This is a genomic window from Rhodococcus sp. GA1 (genome assembly GCF_024321955.1).
Taxonomy (GTDB): domain Bacteria; phylum Actinomycetota; class Actinomycetes; order Mycobacteriales; family Mycobacteriaceae; genus Rhodococcus; species Rhodococcus pyridinivorans.
On record NZ_CP097188.1, the window covers coordinates 56,667 to 80,288 of the forward strand.

Annotated in this window: 23 protein-coding genes; 3 read left to right on the plus strand and 20 right to left on the minus strand. The window is 65.7% G+C overall.

The features are described 5' to 3' along the window. Nucleotides 1-169 precede the first annotated feature (169 nt). From M3330_RS24295 to M3330_RS24340, 10 genes are all read right to left on the minus strand, one after another. Nucleotides 170-565 carry a hypothetical protein gene (locus M3330_RS24295; protein WP_119699181.1) on the minus strand — a complete coding sequence of 132 codons (396 nt, stop codon included), beginning with the start codon at nucleotides 563-565 and terminating at the stop codon, nucleotides 170-172. A 63-nt stretch (nucleotides 566-628) separates the two neighbouring features. Beyond that, nucleotides 629-1,570 (minus strand): DUF3560 domain-containing protein, encoded by a 942-nt coding sequence (locus M3330_RS24300; RefSeq protein WP_059175155.1) that lies wholly within the window; start codon nucleotides 1,568-1,570, stop codon nucleotides 629-631. A 79-nt stretch (nucleotides 1,571-1,649) separates the two neighbouring features. Beyond that, nucleotides 1,650-1,865 (minus strand): hypothetical protein, encoded by a 216-nt coding sequence (locus tag M3330_RS24305; RefSeq protein ID WP_059175154.1) that lies wholly within the window; start codon nucleotides 1,863-1,865, stop codon nucleotides 1,650-1,652. A 26-nt stretch (nucleotides 1,866-1,891) separates the two neighbouring features. Then, a complete protein-coding gene (locus M3330_RS24310; protein ID WP_059175153.1) occupies nucleotides 1,892-2,083 on the minus strand; it encodes a hypothetical protein in 192 nt (63 codons plus the stop codon). A 711-nt stretch (nucleotides 2,084-2,794) separates the two neighbouring features. Continuing rightward, complete coding sequence (locus M3330_RS24315) at nucleotides 2,795-3,571, minus strand: DUF2637 domain-containing protein (protein WP_244213154.1); 777 nt, start codon at nucleotides 3,569-3,571, stop codon at nucleotides 2,795-2,797. Nucleotides 3,572-3,824: 253 nt separating this feature from the next. Beyond that, on the minus strand, nucleotides 3,825-4,151 hold the full coding sequence (locus M3330_RS24320) for a hypothetical protein (protein WP_119699182.1): 327 nt from the start codon (nucleotides 4,149-4,151) through the stop codon (nucleotides 3,825-3,827). 138 nt (nucleotides 4,152-4,289) lie between these two features. Next, complete coding sequence (locus M3330_RS24325) at nucleotides 4,290-4,862, minus strand: cold-shock protein (protein ID WP_255029380.1); 573 nt, start codon at nucleotides 4,860-4,862, stop codon at nucleotides 4,290-4,292. Between the two features lie 47 nt (nucleotides 4,863-4,909). Next, nucleotides 4,910-5,809: a transposase gene (locus M3330_RS24330; protein ID WP_255029381.1), complete on the minus strand. Its 900-nt coding sequence runs from the start codon at nucleotides 5,807-5,809 to the stop codon at nucleotides 4,910-4,912. A 154-nt stretch (nucleotides 5,810-5,963) separates the two neighbouring features. Further along, nucleotides 5,964-6,968 (minus strand): site-specific integrase, encoded by a 1,005-nt coding sequence (locus tag M3330_RS24335; RefSeq protein ID WP_255029383.1) that lies wholly within the window; start codon nucleotides 6,966-6,968, stop codon nucleotides 5,964-5,966. Between the two features lie 104 nt (nucleotides 6,969-7,072). Beyond that, nucleotides 7,073-7,705, minus strand: a complete 633-nt coding sequence (locus M3330_RS24340) for a TetR/AcrR family transcriptional regulator (protein WP_255029385.1) — start codon at nucleotides 7,703-7,705, stop codon at nucleotides 7,073-7,075. Nucleotides 7,706-7,782: 77 nt separating this feature from the next. On the opposite strand from M3330_RS24340, the gene M3330_RS24345 reads away from it, so the two are divergent. Beyond that, complete coding sequence (locus M3330_RS24345; protein ID WP_255029462.1) at nucleotides 7,783-9,174, plus strand: MFS transporter; 1,392 nt, start codon at nucleotides 7,783-7,785, stop codon at nucleotides 9,172-9,174. 54 nt (nucleotides 9,175-9,228) lie between these two features. Here the strand turns inward: M3330_RS24345 and M3330_RS24350 are convergent, their stop codons facing one another. The 7 genes from M3330_RS24350 to M3330_RS24380 all read right to left on the minus strand — a co-directional run bounded on the left by M3330_RS24350 (nucleotide 9,229) and on the right by M3330_RS24380 (nucleotide 18,194). Continuing rightward, complete coding sequence (locus M3330_RS24350) at nucleotides 9,229-9,636, minus strand: MerR family transcriptional regulator (RefSeq protein ID WP_255029387.1); 408 nt, start codon at nucleotides 9,634-9,636, stop codon at nucleotides 9,229-9,231. Nucleotide 9,637: 1 nt separating this feature from the next. Next, nucleotides 9,638-11,155, minus strand: coding sequence for a SulP family inorganic anion transporter (locus M3330_RS24355; protein WP_255029389.1), 1,518 nt, complete (start codon nucleotides 11,153-11,155; stop codon nucleotides 9,638-9,640). A gap of 290 nt (nucleotides 11,156-11,445) precedes the next feature. Next, nucleotides 11,446-14,457, minus strand: a complete 3,012-nt coding sequence (locus M3330_RS24360; RefSeq protein WP_255029390.1) for a Tn3 family transposase — start codon at nucleotides 14,455-14,457, stop codon at nucleotides 11,446-11,448. A 93-nt stretch (nucleotides 14,458-14,550) separates the two neighbouring features. After that, nucleotides 14,551-14,820: a transposase gene (locus M3330_RS24365; RefSeq protein WP_255029392.1), complete on the minus strand. Its 270-nt coding sequence runs from the start codon at nucleotides 14,818-14,820 to the stop codon at nucleotides 14,551-14,553. Between the two features lie 1,629 nt (nucleotides 14,821-16,449). Further along, on the minus strand, nucleotides 16,450-16,707 hold the full coding sequence (locus M3330_RS24370; protein ID WP_119699183.1) for a hypothetical protein: 258 nt from the start codon (nucleotides 16,705-16,707) through the stop codon (nucleotides 16,450-16,452). Beyond that, nucleotides 16,704-16,976, minus strand: coding sequence for a hypothetical protein (locus tag M3330_RS24375; RefSeq protein ID WP_119699184.1), 273 nt, complete (start codon nucleotides 16,974-16,976; stop codon nucleotides 16,704-16,706). The genes M3330_RS24370 and M3330_RS24375 overlap by 4 nt, the downstream gene beginning before the upstream one ends. A gap of 78 nt (nucleotides 16,977-17,054) precedes the next feature. Then, the gene (locus M3330_RS24380; protein ID WP_162919254.1) at nucleotides 17,055-18,194 is read right to left on the minus strand and encodes a hypothetical protein; all 1,140 of its coding nucleotides are present in this window, start codon (nucleotides 18,192-18,194) and stop codon (nucleotides 17,055-17,057) included. A gap of 175 nt (nucleotides 18,195-18,369) precedes the next feature. Here M3330_RS24380 and M3330_RS24385 point away from each other — a divergent pair, with 175 nt between their 5' ends. Next, nucleotides 18,370-19,020 (plus strand): amidase domain-containing protein, encoded by a 651-nt coding sequence (locus M3330_RS24385; protein ID WP_119699185.1) that lies wholly within the window; start codon nucleotides 18,370-18,372, stop codon nucleotides 19,018-19,020. 15 nt (nucleotides 19,021-19,035) lie between these two features. On the opposite strand, the gene M3330_RS24390 is transcribed toward M3330_RS24385, so the two are convergent. After that, the gene (locus tag M3330_RS24390) at nucleotides 19,036-20,037 is read right to left on the minus strand and encodes an IS481 family transposase (protein ID WP_119699186.1); all 1,002 of its coding nucleotides are present in this window, start codon (nucleotides 20,035-20,037) and stop codon (nucleotides 19,036-19,038) included. A gap of 181 nt (nucleotides 20,038-20,218) precedes the next feature. Beyond that, nucleotides 20,219-21,331, minus strand: coding sequence for an NDMA-dependent alcohol dehydrogenase (locus M3330_RS24395; RefSeq protein WP_058037222.1), 1,113 nt, complete (start codon nucleotides 21,329-21,331; stop codon nucleotides 20,219-20,221). Between the two features lie 214 nt (nucleotides 21,332-21,545). On the opposite strand from M3330_RS24395, the gene M3330_RS24400 reads away from it, so the two are divergent. Further along, the gene (locus M3330_RS24400; RefSeq protein WP_058037223.1) at nucleotides 21,546-21,854 is read left to right on the plus strand and encodes a transposase; all 309 of its coding nucleotides are present in this window, start codon (nucleotides 21,546-21,548) and stop codon (nucleotides 21,852-21,854) included. 9 nt (nucleotides 21,855-21,863) lie between these two features. On the opposite strand, the gene M3330_RS24405 is transcribed toward M3330_RS24400, so the two are convergent. Further along, on the minus strand, nucleotides 21,864-23,309 hold the full coding sequence (locus M3330_RS24405; RefSeq protein WP_058037236.1) for an aldehyde dehydrogenase: 1,446 nt from the start codon (nucleotides 23,307-23,309) through the stop codon (nucleotides 21,864-21,866). Nucleotides 23,310-23,622: the final 313 nt, after the last annotated feature.

A 23,622-nucleotide genomic window follows, 5' to 3' on the forward strand; every position in this document is an offset into this window, starting at 1 on the left:
CGCTGGGATTCGCGCCGGCTCGTGGTCGGCGGTGGGGCCTGCGCGGCGCAGCCGCTCCTTCGGGTTCGGTTCTCGGCCGGCCTTGCGGTGGCGGCAGCCCGTAGGGGTGTGGCGGATGTGGCGGCGGCCCGAGCCGGGGCCGTGAGGAGCGTCCGGCTCGGGCCGTGTGTCAGCGGATCTTGCGGCACTGGCGGCACTCCCACCCTCGGGGGCGGAGATGGCAGGTTCGTCGTTCTTCGCAGAGCCAGCAGGTCTGGTTGGCTTTTTCGGCTTCGCCGCGTTCTTGTGCTGCGGTTTTCTCGTGTTCGGCTGTGCGGCGTTCTCGTTCGGAGTCCAGGTCGTCGTGCTCGGCCGCGGTATGTAGTGCGCGCATCATGCGGTAGGCGGCGGCAGTGCCTGCGTCTCGTTCTGCGAGGTCGGCGGTGGTGTAGCTCGGGGGGCGGTCGGCTTCTTGCAGCATGGGTCCGAAGATCGTGCGGCAGGTCTGGCAGGGGGTGAGTTCGTCTGCGACGGGCTGTGTGCATCCGGGGATGATGCACTCGGCGAACAGGGATTCGGCGGTCATGGCGTCCTCGCGGCGAGTGGGGACCGGCGGCCGCGACGGGGGTCGCGGCCGCCGGATTGCGGGTTACTGACCTGGGCGGATGGGGGTTTGGGCGTCCTCGGCGCGGGCGTCGGTGATCTTGTCGTAGGGCAGTCGGTCGGTCCAGCTGTAGGCGGTGGCGACGGTGACCGACTTTGCGTTGACTCGGATCACCTTGTGCCAGGTGCCAGAGCAGTTGACGAAGCATCCGGGGCGCAGGTCGGCGCGGCTGTAGAGCTTGGGGCCGTCGGTGGCGTCCTGTTCGGCGCGTACTGCGGTCCAGTATTCGATGTCGCGCTCGAGCTCGGCTTTGTTGAGTTCGAGCTGGTGCATGTGGCTGCTGGTCTCGGCGGTGTGTCCGGCAGCGCGGTACTTGGTGAGGCGGCGTTCGATGCTGCGTAGTTCGGCGCTCTGTCGTTCGATGCGGCGGTGGATCACTGCGGGGGTGTAGCGGTGATCGGTGCTACGGGCGGCGATGCGGGCGGATTCGGCGGCTGAGCGGGCGGCGGCGTCGGCTTCGATCGCGGCGCGGGCGGTGGTGTGGGCGCGGTCGAGGGCGCGGCGGTGGCGTCGTTCGCTGTGGTGTCCCACCTTGATGGGTTCTCCGCCTTCGGGCAGCGCGGCACAGGCGTGGTCGTGGCGTGCGTGGGCGGCGTCGGCGTCGGTGGCCTTGCGTTCGGCCTTGGCTGCGAGGGCGTCGGCGCGGTCGGTCAGACGCTCGTTGCGGTCGTGGTGGGCGTCGGCGCCGTCGCGGAGGGTGATGTCGATGTCGGTTTCGACGTCGTATCCGGCGGCGCGCAGGGCGGCGGCGGTGTGTTCGATGCGGGCGAGGTGGGGGGCGCGGTCGCGGCTGTGCGGGATGTACCAGGCGGTGATGCTGCGTCCCCATCTCCAACCTGCGGTTTTGAGGATCGGGGCGGTGCCGTCGCCTTTGCTGGTGCCGTCGATGATCGTGCCTACTGTGGGGGTGTGCGTGATGGTGAGCATGTGCGCGTTTCCTGTTCGGGTCGGTAGTGCGCGCCGGGTGGGGAGTCGCGGTGACTCCCCACCCGGCGCGGAGGGTGGATCAGTACTCGGCGATGAAGACCGGCCAGTGGGGGCCGGGGCGGGCGGTCCAGCGGAGGATCGGCCGCCAGTAGGTGCTGGTCCGGTAGGCGCGTTCCTCGTGGTGGGGGCACATGACCCACTCGCCGTCGGTGTGGGTGGCTTCGGTGGTGCAGCCGTTGTAGTCGCACCACTGGTCGGGAAGCTCGAGCGTCTGGACGGGGGCGGGAGTGGTCATCGCGTCTTTCCTTCCGGGGTGGTCGGTCAGCTGAGGCCGGACTCGACCGCGGCGCTGATTGCGTCCTCGGTCATGCCTGCGGCGCGGGCGGCGGCCTTGGCGTCGCGGGACTCGGCCAGGACTACGGAGATGTCCTTACCGGTCGAGATGTTCTCGAGCAGGGCATCGATGTCGCGGCCGAGATTGTGGAGCTTCGCGGTGATCTCTTCCTTGTTCATGCCTCTAGTTTACATCTGTTTTGATGATTTTTCGATGTTTTGTTGGTGCTTTTCCGGTGCTTTTCTGGTGATGCTGGTCACACGTTTTTGGGGTCTGACCTGCGGTTTTGCGGGTGTATCGGGGTGGCTCGGTGGCGGTGGTGGAGCGGGTACCTCGGTCGGTCGGTGCGGCCTGGTGAACCGGGCGCGGCGACCGCCGGGCAAGGGCGGGTTTTCCCTTGCTCGGTGGTCGGCGGGTCCGGTAGGGCCGTGGTGTGGCGACCGGGCGCGGTACACGCGGAGCAGCGGGAACCTTGGGAGGGAGGGACAGGGGTCCGGGGGCGGAGCCCCCGGGGATCGGTAGAGCCGACACACGGCAGACGAGCCGGGGCACCCTCCTGGCCAGGGCGAGGGGGGCACCGTCCGCCGGCCGCGGGAGCATACGTTTACCGGCCCCGAGACCAACGAGGCAAAGATCCGACTGCCACCCCGACCACCGAGCACACTGCTCGTCGACACCTCGGTCACCCCGAAGGGGGTCCGGGGGCGGGATCGCCCCTGGTCAACGCTGCAAATGCGACTCGGCGCACCGAACCGGGGGCGATTCCCGAGTTCGATGCGCCGAGGTGAGACTGGCAGGCATCAGACGTGGACGTTTTTTGATGTCGGTCTGATTGTTTGTTGATTCAGATTTGAGTCTGGAAAGTTGCTTTTCCGATGTTGTTGTGATGCTCAGATGGTGATCGGGGTGTCTGCCTCGGAGAGCCAGCGGTAGACGGTGGCGACGGAGCGGTCGACTTCTTGGGCGATGACGGGCACGTCCACTCCGGCCTGGCGTCGGGCGAGTGCCCATTCGCGACGTTCCTCGTGGGAGTGGAAGGTCGGGATGGGGTTGGTGTCGAGGTGTGTGCCGGGCAGGTGGGGCAGTGGCACCTCGAGCTGTCGCGTGAGAGCGTCAGCGGTCGCGGTGCGAGTCGGTTGCGCGACCGGGGTCTCGCTCGCAGTCTCGGCGGCGGCACAGTTCTCGGTGATGGTCGTGACGTGAGTCTTGGGTGCGGTCGCATTCTCGTTCGCGGTCTCACGGCGCGGCTGTGTCGCGGGCGCGGATTCGATGTGAGTCTCGGCGGGGTTCTCGGTGGGTGCGGCGGTGCGACGGCCGAGAACGGTCAGCGCGTGGGTGGAGGCGAGCAGTGAGATCGGCGGGAGTGTGGCGATCACGGCGGCGAGAACGGAGTTGAAGCCGGGGGTCGTGGTGAGAACGGCGTGGATCGCGTTTCCTGCGATCGAGACGGTGGCGGCTCCGATGAGAATCTTCCAGAAGAATCGTCGCGCCCGGTGGTCGTGACGTCGGGAGACGACTCCCATCGTTGCTTGCAGGATCGTTCCGTCGACGATGACGGGGAACAGGAAGGCGATCTCTCGCGGTTGGCCGGCCTGGATGCACAGGTCTCGCAGTGCGAGGAAGCTGAGAATGAACGCGGCCGCCCCGATTCCTACGGTGATGGTCACGCCTGCGAACCACATGGATCCACTGACGGCTGTCACGTTCTCGGGCACTGAGGCGTTCTTGTTCTTGCATCGCTTCGTCCGCTTCATAGAGTCCATAGTAACAATGAGAACCGTGAGATGAGAAGGGATTTATCAGATGAGAGTCGCAGGTCACGACCAGATCCAGTCGGAACGTGAGATGAGACGACTGCGCCCCAATCGGTTCTCGGGCGACTACTTCATCTGGGAGCCGTGACAGGCAAGACGTTGTGAATCACATGCCGTACGGCATGTTGTCGACCGAGTAGCCGAAGGCACACATAGCCAGTCCCGTGAACAGGCAACCGATAGTGAACCCTCCCGCTGCGGGGCGCGCACCGTGCCAGATGGCGAACACAGTCGTACCGATAATCGCGACGGCACCGAGGGGGAGGCTCCACGCCAGCCAGTACAGTCCACCACCAGGCGGAAACCCGAGTACTTCCCATACATCGCGCAACGCGAATACCAGAGGCCAGTAGCCGAGGACGCATACGAGTACGCCGGTGAGCGCACCCCACCACATCTGCGCCAATCGGAACTCGAACCGCTTATCGGACATCGTGACAACGTAACCGACACCTTGGCGCATCCGGCCCGTGTCAACGGCACCTGAAAACTGGTTCTGGCCCACTTTGCGTGAGGGGCGCCCATCAGAGACCCAATGGAGTGGCGCTGTGGAGACTTTCGGGGTGGGCAGTCAGGTGCGGTGTTGCTCGACCCGGGTCGCGCAGTACCGATAGCCATCCTGGTTGGTGACCTGTCGCCATTCGAAGGTGACATCGGCACCAACTTCTACGGTCCGGAATCCTTCGGCGACGATGTGACTGAAGTGCGCCCAGCACCCGCCAGGGGTCTGAGGGGAGTCGATTACTCCCCACCCGTCCTCGTCGTTCCACATTCGGACGATGCCGGTTGTGCGCCCACCCGAGGTGGTGACGGGCGGATCCTGATCAGGGGACGCGATCGATACTTGCTCGGCGCTCCCGTCAGCGTGCATCCGCCACAGTCCGGCCTGGAACGGCCGTCGGCCTCGGGCAACAGGTTGCTGCCCCACAGGCCACGCTCGGGTGCATTCATAGACGTAACCCGATTCCGGCCGATCGAGCCGGTGCCACTCGAATTCGACGTGATCGCCTGGGTGCAGTGCAGGGAACCCGTCGACCGCCACCGCGGCGAACCGCACGAGACAGCCACCCGGGACGTCGTCACCGTCGATCACACCCTGCATACGCTCGACGTGCCAGCTGCGCACCACGCCTCGGCTCGTCACCGGCTCAGTATCTCCCACCTTCGCCGCCGCAGGGTGTCTCTGACGTGTCAGTAGCCGAGCAGGATGCGTTTGCGGAGCAGGTCGAAGCCGGCACGCCCGTACATCTGCCGTTTGAGCATCTTGATGCGGTTGACGTGGCCTTCGACCGCACCGGAAGTGTAGGGCAAGGTCAGGCCGTTGCGGACCGCATCGTGATCAGCTTCGAAACCTCGGACGAAGAGGTGCAGATGCGGAAGGTCATCGGCGCGGACCGCGGCCATCCACGCGTTGAGGTTCTCGCCGCGGCGCTCGGTGAGGATCTGCGCGGACGCGGTGACGTCGGCGGCGGTGGCCTTGAGGTGCCGACAGCCGGCGAGGACTTGTTTGAGTCCGATCCGATCCTCATCGGTGAGGTCGTCGGGGTGGCGCAGCATCCAGGAGGTGATCTGCCGGACCTTCGGCACCGAGCCTCGGAGGGGAGCAGCTCCGGCGTGACGCAGCAGCCGGACGTAACTCCGGACGGTGGTGTAGCTCCCGCGGTATCCCATCGCTCGAAGTTCCTCGTAAAGGACTGCAGCGGAGGTCTGTCCGTCGCCCCACCGCACATGCAGGTAGTCGGTGAACCCGTCCAACAGCCGCGGACGACCGGCCCGTGGAGCTCCGAGCAGCTCGTCGACCTCGGTGGGGCGGTAGAAGCGGCGCACCGTGTTGCGCGCCAAACCGAGTTCTCGGCAGATCGCCGCAATGGACAACCCCTCGGCCTTGAGGGCCGCGACCTGCGCGAAACGACGCGTCGTGCGCTCCACGAGAAGCGGACTCGCCTGGCGAGCAGCGAGCATCTCACCGGCGAGTTCCCACCGCTCCTGGCCATCGGCGGGGGTAGTACGCGACTGCGCTTCGAGCGCAGAACGCAGACAGTAGTGATGCGCGGCAACGGTTTCTCGACAGTGGCGGCGAGATTGTGCCACAGATGCCAGCGGTCGGCGACTCCGACCGCTTCGGGTGCGCCGGTCCGGGCGGCCTCGGCGTAGGCGCCGCCGCGTTCGAGGCAGATCACCGCGGTTCCGGGAGGGGTCGCCGTAGTATCGGCCGAATTTCGGGCGGATATGGCGTAGCTGCTGGTCAGTGGGTGCGGGATGTGCCGGGGCCGATGAGGCTGGTCAGTTCGCGCATCGCCTGCGGGGATGGTTTGAAGTAGCGGCGTAGGTTCTCGGCTTTGCGGTGTCGTGATTTGGCCATCAGTTCCAGCAGGCTGGCGCCGGATTCGCCGAGGTGTGTCAGGCCGGAGTGGCGCAGTTCGTGCAGGTCCCATCCGGTTCCGGGCCCATCGACGGCGGTGGCGGCGTCGAGCAGGTCGCGGGCCTGGTCGTAGGACAGCCGGGCAAGGCCGGTGTCGGGGCAGCTGTCGCGGTCGGCGAGGTACTTGCCGGGTCCCGGCCGGCGGTGGGTCACGAACACGGGGCCGCGGGTGCGGTCGCGGATGAGCCGGGGTAGCAGGCGGGCGGTGCCGGCGTCCCAGTACACGTTTTCGAGGACGTGTTCGTGGTGGGTGGCGCCGCGGCGGCGGGTGCGTGGTTTGGCGCCCTTGGACTTCACCGCCGCGGTGCGGCCCGCGAGGTCGAGGTCTTCGATGTTGAGCTGGAGTAGTTCTTCTGCGCGGGCGCAGGTTTCATACAGCATCCGCCACAGCGTCTTCTCCCGCACGTGGATCTCGCGGCGGGCGATGAGCCGGTCGATGGCGGTGCGCGAACGGACGGGGGTGTCGGAGTCCGGCGGGGTCGAGCGTGGGGCCGAGGTAGGCACTTTCGGTGCGGTCCAGCCCTGTTCGGCGCACCAGGAAAGCCATTTGCCGACGGCGGCGCGGCGTGCGTTCCAGGTGTTGACCGCCGCGTTGCCCCACAGGGTTTCCAGCGCGGCACCGACTTCGGCGTCGGTGACCGAGTCCAGGGCGCGGCTGGCGCCGATGAGTCCGGCCGGGCGGCCGTCGAGCTGGTCGACGGTCTTGACGATCGCGATGCCGTAGGCACGGCGGGTGTTGGCCGATCCGATCGTGTCGAGGAACGCTTCGGCGGCCGAGCGCAGGGTGCGCGCCGGGGCGGTGCGTAGCCGGGTCACGGTCGCGGCCATCGGATCCCTTCGCCGGGCTTGCCCCGGATAACGGGACTGCTTCATGTCGCGCCGCGACGGGGTCGCCGCTGGCCGCTCCCGATGTTACCCCGGATAACAGCCCATTATCCCGGGCTAGATGTGTTCGCTCCGGCGGTGGTGTCGAAGAGCCGGTCGAGGTGGTCGGCCAGCACCGCCAGGGCCGTGTCGGAGTCGTGCTGGCCGATCAGCACGCTGGTGCCCAGGCCGTGGGTGAGCATGACCAGCCTGATCGCCTCGGCGGTGACGTCGAGTTCGCCGGGGATCTCCTGGTTCGTCTGCGCGTGTGAGAGCGCTTGGGCGAGTTGGTGTTCGAGTCGGTCGATGCCTGCGACGAAGGGGTGCCGGGCCAGGTCGGGGTCGGTCATGGCCAGCACCGCATAGGAGGTGCCGACGAGGTGGAAGGCGCGGCTGGCGTCATCGGTGGGCAGGGCTTCGGCGCAGAAGGCCTCGATCAGCGCGCGGGCCGGGGGCGGATCGGGCAGGCCGGCCAGGCGCCGGTTCCAGCGGTGGTGGCTGAGGGTTTCCAGATGGTTGAGGGTGCCGACGAGCAGTTCGGTCTTGGTCGGGAAGTAGTACTGCACGAATCGCAGCGATACCCCGGCCTCGGCGGCGACGGCGCGGATGGTGACCGCGTGCAGGCCCTCGCGGGCGGCGACGGCCACCACGGCTTCGGCGAGCTGGGCGCGTCGTTGGGCGTGGTCCACGGTCCGGGGCACGGTCACCTCTCTCGACATCACCGGCAAATCGGTGATACAGATGTATTGGATACAAATGTATCAACGTGGAGGTGGGTGTGCGGCGACCCGGCACGGACGAGAAGACGGCGGTAGCCCCGGCGCGCGCGGGCGTGCTGTTGACGGTGGTGTGCGCGGCGCAGTTCATGGTGGTGCTCGACATCTCGGTGGTGAACGTGGCATTGCCGTCGATGCGATCGACGCTGGGGTTCACCGACGCCGGGCTGGCGTGGGTGGTCAACGCCTATGCGCTGGTGTTCGCGGGCCTGCTGCTGGTCGGTGGCCGCCTGGCGGATCTGTTCGGCCGCAAGCGGGTCTTCCTCGCCGGGCTGCTGGTGTTCACCGCCGCGAGCCTGGTCGGCGGGCTGGCCGCCTCGCCGGGGTGGTTGATCGGCGCCCGCGCTGTCCAGGGGGTGGGTGCGGCGGTGCTGGCGCCGGCGACGTTGACGATCCTGACCACGAGCTTCGCGGAGGGGCCGCGGCGGACCAAGGCCCTGGCGGTCTGGACCGCGCTGGGCCTGGCCGGTGGGACGGCGGGCAATCTGCTCGGCGGGATCCTCACCGAATTCGCTTCGTGGCGGGCCACGCTGCTGATCAACCTGCCCATCGGCGTGCTCGTGCTGGTAGCCGCGACGGCTGTCATCGCCCCGGACTCGGCGCCGCGGGCCCGGGTCCGCCTGGATGTGGTGGGGGCGGTGCTGGTGACGTGTGGGCTCGCCGCGATCGCCTATGGGTTCGGCCAGGCCGCGGCGCGGGGGTGGTCGGCACCGGGGACGGTGTCGGCGCTGGCGGCCGGCGTGGGGTTGGTGGCGGTGTTCGTGTTCGTGGAGACGCGGTGGGTGCCGGTGCCGTTGCTGCCGTTGTCGTTGTTGGGGATCCGGTCGGTGGCGGTCGGCAATGTCGCGATGCTGCTGGCCGGGGCGTGTCTGAATCCGATGTGGTTCTTCCTGACGTTGTCGATGCGCGACGTTCTGGGCTACACCCCGATGCAGACCGGGCTGGCGTTCCTGCCGCACACGCTGGTCACGATCGCCGTCGGCACCCAGGTGACCCCGTGGTTGATGCGCCGGGCCGAGGTCCGGGCTCTCATCGCCGGTGGGGCGCTGCTGGCCGCGGCCGGGTTCGCCTGGCAAGCCCAGCTCGGTCCCGGCAGCACCTATCTGACCGGGATCCTCGGGCCGGCGCTCGTGTTCAGCATCGGGGCGGGACTGCTGAACACCCCGCTCACCGCCGCCGTCACCGCGGGAGTCCCCGCCGCGGACGCGGGCGCGGCGTCGGGGCTGATGAACACCACCAAGCAGGTCGGCGCCGCCTTGGGGCTGGCGGCACTGATCACGGCAACGGCGGGTTCGGTGCCCGGCTACGACCGAGCGTTCTGGCTGATCGCGGTGGCCATGATCGCCGTCGCCGCGATCGCGGCGGGGCTGCCGGCGCACCGCGACCGGCGATGAACGACCGGTTCAGCTCTCACCGAGGAACACGCCCTACGGCGGCGCGCGGTCAGATCATGGCGGGGAGTCCGACGCCCGGGTCGAGAGCAACCCGGTGAACTCCTCGGCATAGGCCAGATGCCGGCGAAGCCGGTCGGCACTGTCGGCGGCCTTGTCGCGGAACGCGAGCAGATCCGCCTGCGCCGCCGCCCGCGCGGTCGGCTCGGCCGAGGCGTCGTCGAGGATCTCGATCGCGTCGAGCAACTGTTTCATCTCCGCGAGGGTGAACCCGAGGGGTTTCATGCGGCGGATGACCAGCATCCGGTCGACGTCGGCCTCGGTGTAGAGGCGGAACCCGCCCGCCGAGCGGGCCGAGGGCTGCACCAGCCCGACCTCGTCCCAGTGCCGGATCGACTTGAGCGAGAGCTCGGTGCGCTCGGCGACCTGCCCGATCTGCAGGTAGCCGCTAGTGTCGGCGCCCACCTCAGTGCCCACCGGCCAGGTGCCCGGACAACCGGTCGTGGCGAGCCTCCGAGGCCGGGTTGAGCCCGATGATCTGCACCGTCTTGCCCTTGGCGGCGTATTTGGTGGTGATCGCGTCCAGGGTCGCCACGGTCGAGGCATCCCAGATGTGTGCATCCGACATGTCGATGACGATATTGGCCGGATCGCCGGTGTAGTCGAACTGGTAGACCAGATCATTGCTCGAAGCGAAGAACAACTCGCCGCGCACCGTGTACACGCGGGTATCGATCGCGCCGTCGTGATCGGTGTCAGCCTCGGAAACCTTGTCCACCTGCGTGAAATGCGCGACCCGATGCGCGAACGCGACCATCGCGGTCAGCACACCGGCGATCACCCCATAAGCGAGATTGTGTGTGGCCACGGTGACCGCGACGGTGACCGCCATGACCGTGGTCTCGGCGATCGGCATGCGCCGCAACGTCTTCGGGGCGATCGAGTGCCAGTCCATGGTGCCGACCGAGACCATGATCATCACCGCGACCAGTGCCGCCATCGGGATCAACGCGACCACATCACCGAGGCCGACGACCAGGATCAGCAGGAACACACCGGCCAGGAACGTCGAGATCCGGGTGCGCGCGCCGGAGGACTTCACGTTGATCATGGTCTGGCCGATCATCGCGCACCCACCCATGCCGCCGAAGAACCCGGTCACCACATTCGCCACGCCCTGGCCCCAACCCTCACGGGTCTTGTCGGAGTGGGTGTCGGTGATGTCGTCGACCAGCTTGGCCGTCATCAGCGATTCCAGCAGACCCACCAACGCCATCGCCAGCGCGTAGGGGGCGATGATCTTCAGCGTGTCGAGGGTGAGGGGAACGTTGGGGATGAACCAGGTCGGCAGGCTCGACGGCAACTCGCCCTCATCCCCGACATTCGGCACATTCAGCGAGAACACGATGGTCGCGGCGGTGAGCAGCACGATCGCCACCAGCGGCGCCGGAACCACGTTCGACAGTTTGGGCAGCAGCACCATGGTCGCGATGCCGATCGCGACCATCGGATACACCAGCCACGGCACCCCCAGCAGATGCGGGATCTGGGCGGTGAAGATCAGAATCGCCAACGCGTTGACGAACCCGACCATGACGCTGCGCGGGATGAACCGCATCAACCGGGCGACGCCGACAACGCTGAGCACGATCTGCAACAGCCCGGCCAGGATGACCGTGGCGATCAGGTAGTCCAGGCCGTGCTCTTTGACCACCGGCGCGATCACCAGCGCGATCGCCCCCGTCGCGGCCGAGATCATCGCCCGGCGACCACCGACGATCGCGATGGTCACCGCCATGGTGAACGAGGCGAACAACCCCACGCTCGGGTCGACCCCGGCGATGATCGAGAACGAGATCGCCTCCGGAATCAACGCCAACGCGACCACCAAACCGGCCAACACCTCGGTCCGTAACCGTGCCGGGCTGCGCAACGCGGCCAGCACCGAACCCTCATCAGTCGGCCGCTGTGTCGTCGACACCATCAGGACAAACTCCATTCCATGGGCTCACGCGCACACGGGCGCACCCGGACAACGCGAACGGTCGCCGGGGAGAAAGATCGTCGGGAACGCGAGTGGATGACCCGTCACAGGTCGAGGAGGTGATCGCGTCGGCCACGCTGCCGGACACCCCACCATCGGCTACCACTCAGCGATCCAAACTCTACCCTTACGGGAGGGTAGATTGGCAACCGGGAACGGCCGAACGTGTCCTACCTCTCACCGCGGCCCGCACCGGCCATCACCCACTTTCGTCCCAGGCGGTGGCCGTGTCAGAACAGGGTGTCGCGCACCCGGAGCGGCCGATACCCGGTCGGTCCGAGCTGGGCCAGTTCGGCGTCGATATCGACCTCGATGGCGCCGAAGAAGTTGATGTTCTCGCTGTGGGCGGGGCTGATATGTGCCAGCACCTCGTCATCTATCCGGCGCCCGGCCCGCCGCATCTGCTCGACCGCGAGCCCGTAATACTCGGTGGTCCAGGCGATCACGGCGTTGGTGGCCAAGGTCAGGCACCACGCCTGCTCGGTCTGGTCGTCGAGCTGGCGGGCCCGGATCATGCCCTCGTGGGCATACAGCAGGTCCCGGCGCAGCGCATGCAGCGATTCGCCCTTGTTGAGCTGACGGGAGATCTTGCGCCGGTAGTCCGGATCCGCCAGGTATTTCGCCGCGTAGATGGTGCGCCGCAGCGCCCCGTATTCCTTGAGCGCGGTGGCCAGGGTGTTCTGCCGTCCGGAGGCGGACAGCTTGCCGACCAGCAGTGAGGCGGTGGCGTGCCCGAACTTCAGTGACCCGGCCAGCCGTAGCAGGTCGTCCCAGTGCTCGGCGATCAGCTCGAGGTTGGCCCGCCGCGTCATCAGCGGCCCGGCGTGCGGGAACCGGGCCTCGAGGTCGGCACGCGGTCCGGGCCGGTACAGGGTGATCTTCCCCAGGTCCCGGATCCGGGGTGAGAGCTGCATGCCGAGCAGGTCGAACAGCCCGAAATTCACCAGCGTCACCCCGTGGGTGTCGGTGGCGTGTTCGGTGATCGGCAGATCCGTTGCGTTGCCGAGGATCTCATCGAGCACGTAGTGCGCTTCGCGTTTCGTGGCGACGATGATCTTCGTGCCGTAGGTGGCGTGCTGATCGGTGACATGGGTGTAGGTCGACAGCACCCGCCCGCCGTGGATGACCATCTCCCGTGTCGAGGTCGACTTGCCACGCACCGGGAACCGCTGCCCGTCACTCGAAGACAGCGTGCCCGCGCCGAACACCGTGGTCAGCGGCAGTCGCTGGTGGTAGTCGATGATCGCCAGATTCGCCGCGCGCAGGGTCTCTTCCCGCACATACCATTCCGCGGTCCAGGCCAGGATGTCGTAGGAAATGCCGCAGGCCTCGGCCATCCGCGTCAACCCCAGGTTCGTCGAATAGGCCAGCAGTACCGCGATGAGGTTGCGTTTGAGTTCGGGGGTTCGGGTCTGTTTGCCCGAGGCATGCGTGAAACAGTCCAGGTAGCCGGTGCGTTTGTCCAGCTCGATCAGCAGCGACACGATCGGCGCGAACGGCAGCATCTCGGTCAGCTCCGCCTTCAACGCCTTCGCCTCGTCGGGGACGTCTTCGGCGGTCAACGGCGAGATCACCAGATCCCCGGTCTCGTCCACCCGGACCGGGCCGTCCCCACAGGCCAGCACCGCCTCGAGCTCACCGACCGCGGCGTGCAGCTCGTCGGTCACCGCGGCCAGGGCTTCACCGGGGTCGGCGGGTTTGCCGACCAGGCGGCAGAACTCACTGCGCTGCGGCGTCCATTGCTCGGCGGTGAGCAGGTAGGCGGCCGGGTCGGCGTAGCGGCGCGAGCCCGGCACGTACACGTCCCCGCTACGCAGCCCGTCGCGCAACCCCAGCAGCACGCACAGCTCCCAATAGTGCCGGTACGCGGTCACGCTGCCGGAGCGGCGGGCCTCGTCGAGGTAGCCGCGCCACTTGGTCGGCACGAACCCGGCCGGGGCCTCATCGAACACCTTCCGACGGCCGGTCGCATTCATCTCACGCAGCATGTCCACCGCGACCAGCAGCTCGGTCGCCGCGGTCCCGCCGGCGAACCGCACCGCCTCGAGCACCGCCGGGGTGAACTGCCGCAGATAGTTGTAGGACAAATCCAGCGCGGCCAGATGCCCGTGATCACGCGGCAGACGCGGTTTGGCCTGCGCGATGGCCGCCCGCAACCGCTCCCACCCGATCGCATCGCCCCGGATCAAGCCACCTATTTCCTCATCGGCTATCTGCGGATCGCAGGCGATGGCCAGCAGCTCGTCCAACAACGCTTGGCGATCCTCCCCGGATTTTCCGCGTTCGGCCAACTGCTGCTGCATGCGCCGCTCGGCCTGGCCGAACTTCGCCGAGATCGCCTGATCGAACAGCGCCACCACCTCATCGAGCACATCAGTGCCCGACTGCGCCAGCACCGTCAACAGGATCGGGTAGCGGCGCTGCGGCTCACGGCGTTCGAGGGCCTGCGGGGTCAGACGGCGGCCCATCGTGGCCAGGAACCGGCGACGCTCGGCGGGCAGCACAGACATATCGAGGCGGTCCGCGCCCATCCCACGCAGGAAACCCAGCTTCTCCACCTCGGCCTTCACCGCCTGCGCCGACGCCTCCACCGGACCGGTCGACAGCCACCGCAACCGCGACACCCCGAGCGAGTCGTCGGTGTCCAACAACGAGTCCAGCTCCGCGCACCGCTCAGGCGTGAACTCATGCGCGAGCCGGTCGTAGGTTTCGATCTGCGCTTGGTGGCGGGCGTGGGCGACTCGTTCCACCACCGTGACCGGGCCCGGCCTGATCACCCGCGCCGAGATCAGATACTCGCACGCCAGCCGGAACAGCAGCGTTGGGGAATCGTGCTCCATCGCCCGCGCCAACAGGAACTCGTCCAGCTCCTTGGACTCCAGCGGTCCAGCCGGTCGCCAGCCCAGATACTGGGCGACCAGCCGCGCATGCTCGGTGCGGGTCTTGGCGCGCTTGCCGTACGAACCGATCTCCACCGGATCCACCCGCAGCTGCTCAGCGAGCCGGGCCACCGCCACCGGCGGCGCCGTCGTCAACCGGTCCGGCACGAACCCCAGCCACGGCAACGTGCACAACGCGACCGCCAAACCCAACCGATCCGCCGGACCCCGACCACGACCCGGATCCACGAACGCCACATCAGCCGGAGTCAGCGTGAAAAACCGGAACAACTCCTCGCGGCTGATCTCCGGGAACCCCCGCAGACGCTCCAACTCCTCATCCGCGAACACCCGCGTCGCCACGAACCCCGACCTCCAGCACGCCGATCAACCTCATCGGCAGCCAAGCCAAGCACCAACCCCCCAGCCCCGCACCCCGAACACGAAAACCCTGCCCTACCAATCCGCTACGCCATATCCGCCCGAAATTCGGCCGATACTACGGCGACCCCCGGGACGCGCAGCCAGCCATGCGGCCACGGTCTCGGCGCGCCGGTCGGGCAGGACATCGATCGGGCGGTGGGTGTCCATGTCCACCAGGACGGTGCCGTAGCGATGCCGTTTACGCAGGGCGAAGTCGTCGATCCCGAGTACCTCGACGGAGTGCACCGGCGGATCCGGCAGGCTGCGTACCAGCCGCAACAAGGTCGAACGCCCTACTGGCATCCCCAAAGCGTCCGCCAGGCGTGCTCCGGCTCGTCCAGCCAACGCCAACCCGATCCGCTCGAAAATCGCGGTCAGCAGTGGGGTGTGCCGAGCATACGCCGAGGTCAGCCCATCGATCTGTTCGGCGAATGTCCGTCGGCTGCACCCCTCGTTAGGGCACAGGAATCGGCGCACCCGAAGAACCAGGCGGCTGGGCCAGTTACCGACCGCGGCGTCGGCGAGGGTGCGGTCGTAGCGGCTGTGGACCCCGCTGCGCCCTGTTCCCGCAGTCCGGGCACGAGGCCGTCCTGCGTCACCGCGCATGCGCGGATACGGATCCCTGCAGCGGACGCGTCGATCGACTCGATGGTCACACCGGCCAGGTGCGGGAGCAGAACCCGCAGGTCACAACGATTCGCAGAACACCGGCAAGATCATCGTCTGCGGATCGGCAGAGCCCCTGAGGGCACCCCCCTTCACCACCACGGAAAGGGGGCCAGAACCAGTTTTCACGTGCCGTCGACAGCCCGATCGTCGATCAATGCCACCTCGATCAGTTCGCGGCGATCAGGCCAAAGACGCCGACGACCAATCCCATGAGGCCGCAATAGAGGAAGAAGCCAGCACCGAGCCTGTTCTTCTCTTGCCATTCCCTCCTGGTCACGCTTTTTCGCCCCATGTACTCGCATGCTCCGAAGCAAATGAGCGCCGCGGCGATCAGTAGCCACCACAGACCCGTGAGACCTCCTGAGAGGTTGTGGACGGGTTCGGCGGGCCGTCGAAGCCGAGGTAGATGGTGCGGGCGTAGAGGGGCAGCTCGTTCACGTCGGTGGCGGTCCTTTTCTCAGGCTCGGCGGTCGGTGGCTGGCACTGTGCCATGGGGCACTGACTGATCTTGTTCGCTCGTGATGCGGTGTTGTCACCAGATCTGACACCGATACATCCGGTCGAGTCTGTGAGCTCTCGCGTCGCATCGTTCGCGCGATGTACGAGCGAACCTACGGAAATACCATGTCGTCGGGACATTAAGAAACGCCATTCAGGCATTTACGGCAATGCGTAGGAAAAATCCCACGAAATACCATTAGGCGCACAGAAAACACGCTCTGACCTGCGGTTTATATGTTATAATAATAACATGGCGAGAGGTGTCCGACGGGCGCTTTGCGAGGGGGTCGCCAAATAAAAAGAAAAGGAACAAAGGAGATTGAATAGAACAGTACCAGATTATATAGAGGATGCATTTGACGCATATTGGATAATCACATTCCTGGTGGCGGTTCTCATGCTGTGCGGCGTCTCGGTAGGAGGATTCGCGGTCATAGTGTCGCTGCCGGCCACCATGTCGGTATGGGCTCTACAGGCGACATGGAGCCGCAGAGCGAGGATCAGGAGATTCGTCGAGCGGATTCGCTGACGGAGATAGTTCCGAAAGGGAAGCCCCTGGTAGCAACTGCCTACCAGGGGTTTCTCATGTCTGATCATGCATCGAGGCCGACGACATTCACGCGAGATGTACGAGGCTCAGCATCTCGATACCAGAGGCGCTCACCATCATAGTTTCCATAATTACTATGGACACTATGAAGTGGTTCTCGGACTCGATAACTACGCCCGGGGAGGATCAAGGAGATCGGTGACTGATGATCATCAGATGCGATTCCAGCGGCCGACACCAGTCTGGGCGGTGGACTTGACTTCCCCAGCGGCCGGAGCGTCCCAGCTTTGGCCGTTGTTGTGTTCGGCTTCGAGTCGCTCGACTGTCTCGAGGACGGCGGCTTCGAGGAATTCGCTGAAGGTGCTTGGCGGGAGGACTGAGCGGGTGCCGAGGTAGGCAGCGCGAATGCGTTCGGCCTGGTCGGTGTGGAACCCGAGTTTGGGTCGCGGTGTGCGTGACGCCTCGGTCATTGCTGGTTTTGCTCTCCTGGGCGGCCAGGGGCGTTGCGTCCGACGCCGGTCTGGGAGAGGGACTTGAGTTCGTTGCGGCTGGGTGTGCGCCAGGGTCGGCCTTCGTTGTGTTCAGCTTCTAGGCGCTCGGTGGCCTCGGCCAGCAGGTCGGTGATGAACTCGCTGAGGGTGGCCGGGGGCAGGATGGCGCGGGTGCCGACGTAGGCGGCGCGGATCCGGTCGGCGTCGGCTTCGCTGATGTCGAAGGCCATGCGCTTCTTCCCGGTCATGGTTCTCATCGTAACTTCGATGGTGACCTCGGCACGTAGTGCTGCGTCAGCATAGGCGCGGGCCGTGAGCAGCGGCCATCAATCCGAATCAGATGTATTACCCACGATGGTGAGGCTCTTCCGCGGTGAGGCATTGCTGTCAAACTTCAGCTGGTCTGAAGGGTGAGTGATCAGGCCCAACGCTTCGCTCTTGAAATTCCTTACCTGGGGGAATGATTTAACGTGTGCGGCCCACCGTAGATACGCGATGTCATCGATGCGTCGCAGGCAGTCGAGCACACCGATCGCCAATTGCGCTGAGTGCACCCGCTCCTGTCCCTGCAGATCTGTCAACACCCACCACGCGACTGCATCCGCCATCCATCGAGGCTTCCCCCGACCGAGCAGAGCAAGGCGGATGCTCTCAATGAACCGCTTCTTGTCGAACGCAACTAGTCGACCGGCGCGCACTTCCAAATCCTCTTCCGTCACACGTGAACCGTCGGAAGTAGTTGCGATAAGGCGGCCGGCCTTCAGCACATATTTTGGGCGCCGATCAGGTGCAGGTTCAGTCGGACGCCATTTCCAGGTCACAGTCGCAGGTCGGTGGGTAGGTATCTCCTCTCGCTGGACCAGATCCGGATATTTCTCCGACAACCAAATCAGAACATCTTCCGCTCCCTGCCAACCCTTGCGGTGGGCTACAGGCCTTCCTCGGAACGACATCGCATAGAGGAGGTGCGGGACCCTGTTCTTCGACAAACTCAGTTGGTTCTCGACCACTTCGCGAACTTCTGTGTCCCATATGTATGCCTGTGGCCTCATGTGTGGAGACCGATTTAACTCGCGTCGGTCCCATATTTCGTCCGTGATGGGCTTGGCCCGGTCGGGAAGATCGTCCCGTAGTTGCTCGACGATACCGCGAACTACCTCCCGAATTTCGGCGTCGGAGAGAAGCCGGATGACACCTGCCTCGACGTCTCTGAACAGTCGTTCCTTGTCGAACAGCCACCCCTGAAACCGGGTTCCTCCACTCTGTCGGATCGCGATATCGTCAAGACGCCAACCTTCGAGCTTTTCGAGCGAGAAAAAACGATGGCTGGCGTCTCGCTTACAGACTCGTCTGCGGCGTACACCCCCGTGAGCATCCCGGCTCCCGTCCACCTTGGTGTCAGCCTCACACATCGGACACTGCACAGAAAGTTCCTCCATCCACTGTGGGCAGTGGTCGATGGCCACCTGTCCATATAACGACTATCGGCATGCTGATTGTCGCGCACTGTCACGAATGAGGCCATATATGGCCTTCTGATTTTTCTTTCGGCCAGTGTGTGGCTGTGAAAAGGCGGTTTGGGCACTGTGGTCTCACCGGCCGGCGGACCTCGGCCGGACGACAGATCCGGAGGTTCAGACGATGCCCACTACACAGCCCTCGGGAGAAGCAACCAAGAGAAGCCGCAAGGTGAAAGTGGCCGCCGCGTGCGTCGCAGGGTTGGCGGCCCCTCTTCTCTACGCTGCACCCGCCAACGCCGACACCGATTCGGTGGATGCTTTCACGCGGTACCAGATCGCCAGCGCCGCCCTCAAGTGGGTCGATACGGTCTACACCTTCCCGAATGACTGCACCTACTTCGTCTCCCAGGCTCTGTGGGACGGAGGGATCGAATCGACTGCGGACTGGACGCCGAGGTCATCCGACACATCGAAACTCGCCAGCAACACGTTCTACAACCCGGGCCCGACCAAAGCCGCCGCAAGCGCCAACCACTTCACCGATTACATGCGCAGCAGCGGCACCGCAGAGATCCGGCCGATCAAATGGAGTGACAACACCGCGGCCGGGGCGCAACTCGGTGACATCATCGCTTACGACTGGGACGACGGCGCCGATGGGAAGATGGATCATCTCGCCATCATCACCTCGTTCACCGACGACGGGTATCCCCTGGTAACCCAGCACAGCCCCACCCGCACGAATCGGGGGTGGTCCTGGGATCCTTCGGCGGGCACATGGATCGAGTACTCCCACCCAGGGGCCAAGGCTTACTTGATCCACCTGAAGTGAGCATCGAGGTCTGATCTAGATGTATGAGGCCATGACGTTGGTGACACCGGCGCGGAGCTTGCTCGCGGGCGGTCGGTCGCCGACGGCAGTGTGGGGTCGATGGTAGTTGTAGTGCACGTTCCACACGTGCAGGGCCTCCGATCGTTGCTGTTCGCTGGTCCAGGTGCGGGCGTAGAGGAACTCTTCGGCCAGGATCCGGTTGTAGCGCTCGACCTTGCCGTTGTGCCGTGGGGTGTACGGGGTGATTCGCTGATGCCGAGCCCCGTGCAGCACCTTCGCGAAGTCCTTCGCGCGGTAGCAGGACCCGTTGTCGGTCACGATGCGGTGGATGTGGCCGATGCCGTGAGCGGCGAAGAACACCCGGGCCCGGTGCACGAACCCGATTGCGGTCGAAGCTTTCTCGTCGGGCAACGCTTCGGTATACGCCAGGCGGGAGAACCCGTCCACAGCCGAATGCAGGTACACGTAGCCGGCGCGGGCCCCGGCAGCCTTGGCGCGTTCGACCCTCTTGGCGTGCTCGCTGCCGCGACCGTGCACGCGCCAGCCGCCGCCATCGGGGATCCGACCGACCTTCTTGATGTCGACGTGCACCATGTGGCCGGGCCAATGCGCGACGATCCGCCGGGGTTCGCGGTTGCTGTCTCCGGTCGGGTCGAGGAACCTGCGTCGGTTCAGGCCGAGGTGCGCCAGGTGCCGGCTGACGGTGCGCACCGAGATCGGGCACCCGTCGGTGGCCAGTTCGAGGGCGATGCGCCGTGCCGACCACTTCTTCTCACGCCGTAGCTGCTCGATCCGGACCACCACCTCGGCGGCGGTGGTGGTGGGTTGGTGGTGCGGCACGCTGGGGCGATCGAGCAGACCCAACTCACCGAACTGCCGGTGGCGGTGTACCCATTTGCTGGCACAAGCGCGGGAGATGCCCATCTCGGCGGCGACGTGGGAGATCGGACGGGTCTGACACCGCTGCACGAGACGGCGGCGACCCTCGACGGACAGCGGGGCGTTACGGTGGAGCACGGACGGGTTCTTCCTGTTGGCGGATGCGTTGGTGGTACTTCTCATCCTGCCGCGGAAGACCCGTCCGCTTCGCTCAGCCCCCGCCTGGCCTGGTGTCTACAACGTCATGACCCGCAACAGCTAGATCCTGTGATATCCACATACCCTTCATTCGTTGTGGATAAACGTTGGTCGTTTCCGATCAATGATTGTGGGTGATGATTCCGCGGATGTTCTTGCCGTCGAACATGTCTCGATACCCTTGGTTGATGTCGGCAAGTTTGTACTCGGTGGTGACGGTTTCGTCGAGCTTGAGTTGACCGTTGCGGTAGAGGCGGAGAAGCCGGGGGATGTCGGCGCGGGCGTTGGCTTCCCCATAGAGGCTCCCAACGAGACGCTTCTGGAGCAGGGTGAAGGTCATGAGTGGGATGCTGGCCGTGGTTTCGGCGGCGGGCGCGATTCCGGTGAGAACTGCGGTGCCGGCCTTGCGGACGAGTTCGAGGGTCTGTCCGATCATGTCCCGGGTGACGACTCCGACCGTCAGGATAGCGGAGTCCGCCATGACTCCGCGGGTGAGATCGGCAGTGAGGGCGGTGGCTTCTTCGAAGCTGGTGCAGAAGTGAGTTGCGCCGAGGCCGAGGAGGATGTCCCTCTTGGTGTCGACGATGTCGACAGCGATGATGTTCTCGGCGCCGGCGATACGGGCGCCCTGGATGGCGCCTGATCCGATGCCGCCGCAGCCAATGACGACGACGGTGTCGCCGGGTTGGACTTCGGCGCTGTTGACGGCCGATCCCCAGCCGGTGGTGACGCCGCAGCCGAGGAGAACCGCACGGTCGAGAGGGAGGTCGTCATCGATCTTGACGACGGATTCCTCATGCACCGTGCCGTACTCGGCAAAGGTACCCAGGAGTGACATGGCGCCGACGTTCTGGCCGCGGGCACGGCGGCGGTATGTGCCGTCGAGCATGGTGCCGCCGAGGATGTGGGCGCCCATGTCGCAGAGATTAGAATGTCCGGTCGCGCACCACCGGCAGCGACCGCAGCCAGGGAGGAATGAGCAGACGACATGATCGCCCGGTGCGAGGCTGGTTACGCCGGGGCCGACTTCCTCGATGACGCCAGCGCCTTCGTGGCCGCCGACGGTGGGCAGGGCGATGGGCATGTCGCCAGTACGTGCGTGGTCGTCGGAGTGACAGAGGCCGCCGGCGACGTAGCGGATGAGAACTTCGCGTTCCCTGGGTCCGTCGAGTTCGACTTCCTCGACGCTCCAGTCCTGGTGTGAGCCCCAGAGCACGGCGGCGTTCATCTTCATGGTTGTCCCTATCGATCTAGGTAAATGGGCATTGACCCCGGTCACAGTCGATTGTGTTGCGTCACATTTCGGTAGGATTGAACGACAGTGCCATCTGGCTGAATGTCCGCGCCACGTTCGGGACTGTCCCCACTTCGGTTGACTCGCCGACCTGCCCCAGGGCTTCTTACCCATTTCGGTGTGAAGATCGAGCCCTGCTGAGAGGCTTCGATCAATGCCCCGACCGTATCCGCCGGAGTTCCGCTTCCGGGCCGTCGCACTCGTCCGTGCCGGCAAACCGATCACCACCGCTGCCACGGAGCTCGGCATCAGCGCTGGTGCTCTGCACAACTGGGTTCGCCAGGACCAGATCGACCGCGGCAAGCGCCCCGGGGTCGCGACCCTAGAGAGCGCGGCGCTGGCGAAGGCCAACAAGCGCATCCGGCAAGGAACGATGATGGAGTCGTTCTGGTCGTCGATGCAGATCGAGGTGCGGACAGAGCACCGCCCGGTCGACACGTCGGTGCCGACCGGGCGGGTATGAGTTTCTTCTCTAGGTGGTAGCGAAGTACACGGACTGGGTCTGCAGGCAGGCGTCGAGTCCCTCGGGGCCGAGTTCGCGCCCGAGTCCGCTTGCCTTGATCCCGCCGAACGGTGCGACCGGGTCGAGCATGAAGTAGTTGATACCGACGGTTCCGGAGCGGACCCGGCGGCTCAGTTCTTCGCCTCGCTTCTCGTCCGAGGTCCAGATAGTGCCCGCGAGACCGTACTTCGTGTTGTTGGCGATCCGAACTGCGTCGTCGACGTCGTCGTACGGGATCACGGCGAGCACAGGCCCGAAGATCTCTTCCTGGGCGATCGTGCTTTCGGGGCCGACATCCGCGAACAGCGTGGGTTCGACGAACCACCCCTTGGCTAGCTCCCGAGGTCGTCCACCGCCTGTGACGAGTCGGGCACCCTCTTCGACGCCCTTGGCGATGTAACCCTCGACACGAGCACGATGGCGCGCCGAAACGAGGGGGCCGATCTGTGTCTGCGGGTCGAGGGGATCGCCGACAGAGGCGCCGGATACGAGCGCGCAGAGCACGTCGAGGGTCTCCTCGTACCGTGAGCGCGGTACGAGGATGCGTCCGTTGGCAACACAGGTTTGCCCGTTGTTGAGCAGTGCGATCTGGAAGAGCCCTTCGAGGTTCGACATCAGATCGGCGTCGTCGAGAATGATCGCGGCCGACTTGCCGCCGAGCTCGAGCGTCACCGGGCGCAGCAGATCGCCGCACGTGGCGGCGATCTGCCGGCCGACGGCGGTCGATCCCGTGAAGGTCACCTTGTCGACCCCCGGGTGGGACACGAGGTAGGAGCCAGTACTCGCACCACCCGGCACGATGTTGATCACGCCGTCAGGGATGCCGGCGCTCTGCGCGGCCTCAGCCATCACGTACGAGTCGAGGACCGTCTCGGGGCTCGGTTTGAGCACCACCGTGCATCCGGCGGCGAGCGCAGGAGCCATCTTGAATGCCGTCACAAGGTTGGGGTAGTTCCACGGCACGATTGCCGCGACGACGCCGAGGGGTGTCCGGCGAACCTGCGCGCGTCCGCCGAGGAGCCCATGACGGGTTTCCTCGACGTCGGTGATGCGGACGAGATCCGCGTAGTAGCGGAAAACGGTTGCCGGGAGCGCGGACTCGAGCATCGCCGCGGTCGTGATGGGCATTCCGTTCTGCTGCGAGACCCGTCGGGTGATCTCGTCGGCGCGCGCCTCGAGCTCGGTTGCGAACTGCTCAAGGACCCGGGCCCGCGCCCGAGGCTCCCATGTCGACCAACCTTTCGGGTCGTCGAAGGCGCGGCGGGCGGCACCGACGGCTGCATCGACGTCAGCCGGCGACGCCTCGGGCGTGCGGCCGATCAGCTCTTCGGTTGCCGCAGAGTGTATTTCGATCACCGATGTAGATGCAGTTGCGGCGAGCTTGCCGCCGATGAACAACGAGTCGTATTCGAGCATGGAGTCCTCCGTGCGCTTGGTTGTCACATGTCGTGCTGCCTCGGATGCCCATGCCGCCGTACGTGTCTCGGTCGACATCGTTGGGTCCGCCGTGTTCGATGCTCCGGTCATGGTTCGCTCCTCGGAGCTGTACAGGTGGTCGTCCTCATGGTTTCCCTATCGGTCCAGGTGTGGGCATCAGCCTCGGTCGCTATCGAGTGTGCTGAGTCACATTCCTGTACGCTTGTACGACAGCGCCAGTTGACTGAACGAGCACGCCATACCGGATCGGACAATCTGTGTGCCCTAGCTCCGACGACTGGCGCGAGGATCG

Bases quoted from the DNA above. Each gene is read 5' to 3' on its own strand.
- M3330_RS24295 (WP_119699181.1), bottom strand. From the start codon at position 565: ATGACCGCCGAATCCCTGTTCGCCGAGTGCATCATCCCCGGATGCACA.
- M3330_RS24355 (WP_255029389.1), bottom strand. From the start codon at position 11,155: ATGGTGTCGACGACACAGCGGCCGACTGATGAGGGTTCGGTGCTGGCC.
- M3330_RS24310 (WP_059175153.1), bottom strand. From the start codon at position 2,083: ATGAACAAGGAAGAGATCACCGCGAAGCTCCACAATCTCGGCCGCGAC.
- M3330_RS24375 (WP_119699184.1), bottom strand. From the start codon at position 16,976: ATGACCGGGAAGAAGCGCATGGCCTTCGACATCAGCGAAGCCGACGCC.
- M3330_RS24400 (WP_058037223.1), top strand. From the start codon at position 21,546: ATGCCCCGACCGTATCCGCCGGAGTTCCGCTTCCGGGCCGTCGCACTC.
- M3330_RS24365 (WP_255029392.1), bottom strand. From the start codon at position 14,820: ATGCCAGTAGGGCGTTCGACCTTGTTGCGGCTGGTACGCAGCCTGCCG.
- M3330_RS24395 (WP_058037222.1), bottom strand. From the start codon at position 21,331: ATGAAGATGAACGCCGCCGTGCTCTGGGGCTCACACCAGGACTGGAGC.
- M3330_RS24405 (WP_058037236.1), bottom strand. From the start codon at position 23,309: ATGCTCGAATACGACTCGTTGTTCATCGGCGGCAAGCTCGCCGCAACT.
- M3330_RS24335 (WP_255029383.1), bottom strand. From the start codon at position 6,968: ATGGCCGCGACCGTGACCCGGCTACGCACCGCCCCGGCGCGCACCCTG.
- M3330_RS24305 (WP_059175154.1), bottom strand. From the start codon at position 1,865: ATGACCACTCCCGCCCCCGTCCAGACGCTCGAGCTTCCCGACCAGTGG.
- M3330_RS24300 (WP_059175155.1), bottom strand. From the start codon at position 1,570: ATGCTCACCATCACGCACACCCCCACAGTAGGCACGATCATCGACGGC.
- M3330_RS24370 (WP_119699183.1), bottom strand. From the start codon at position 16,707: ATGACCGAGGCGTCACGCACACCGCGACCCAAACTCGGGTTCCACACC.
- M3330_RS24385 (WP_119699185.1), top strand. From the start codon at position 18,370: ATGCCCACTACACAGCCCTCGGGAGAAGCAACCAAGAGAAGCCGCAAG.
- M3330_RS24320 (WP_119699182.1), bottom strand. From the start codon at position 4,151: ATGTCCGATAAGCGGTTCGAGTTCCGATTGGCGCAGATGTGGTGGGGT.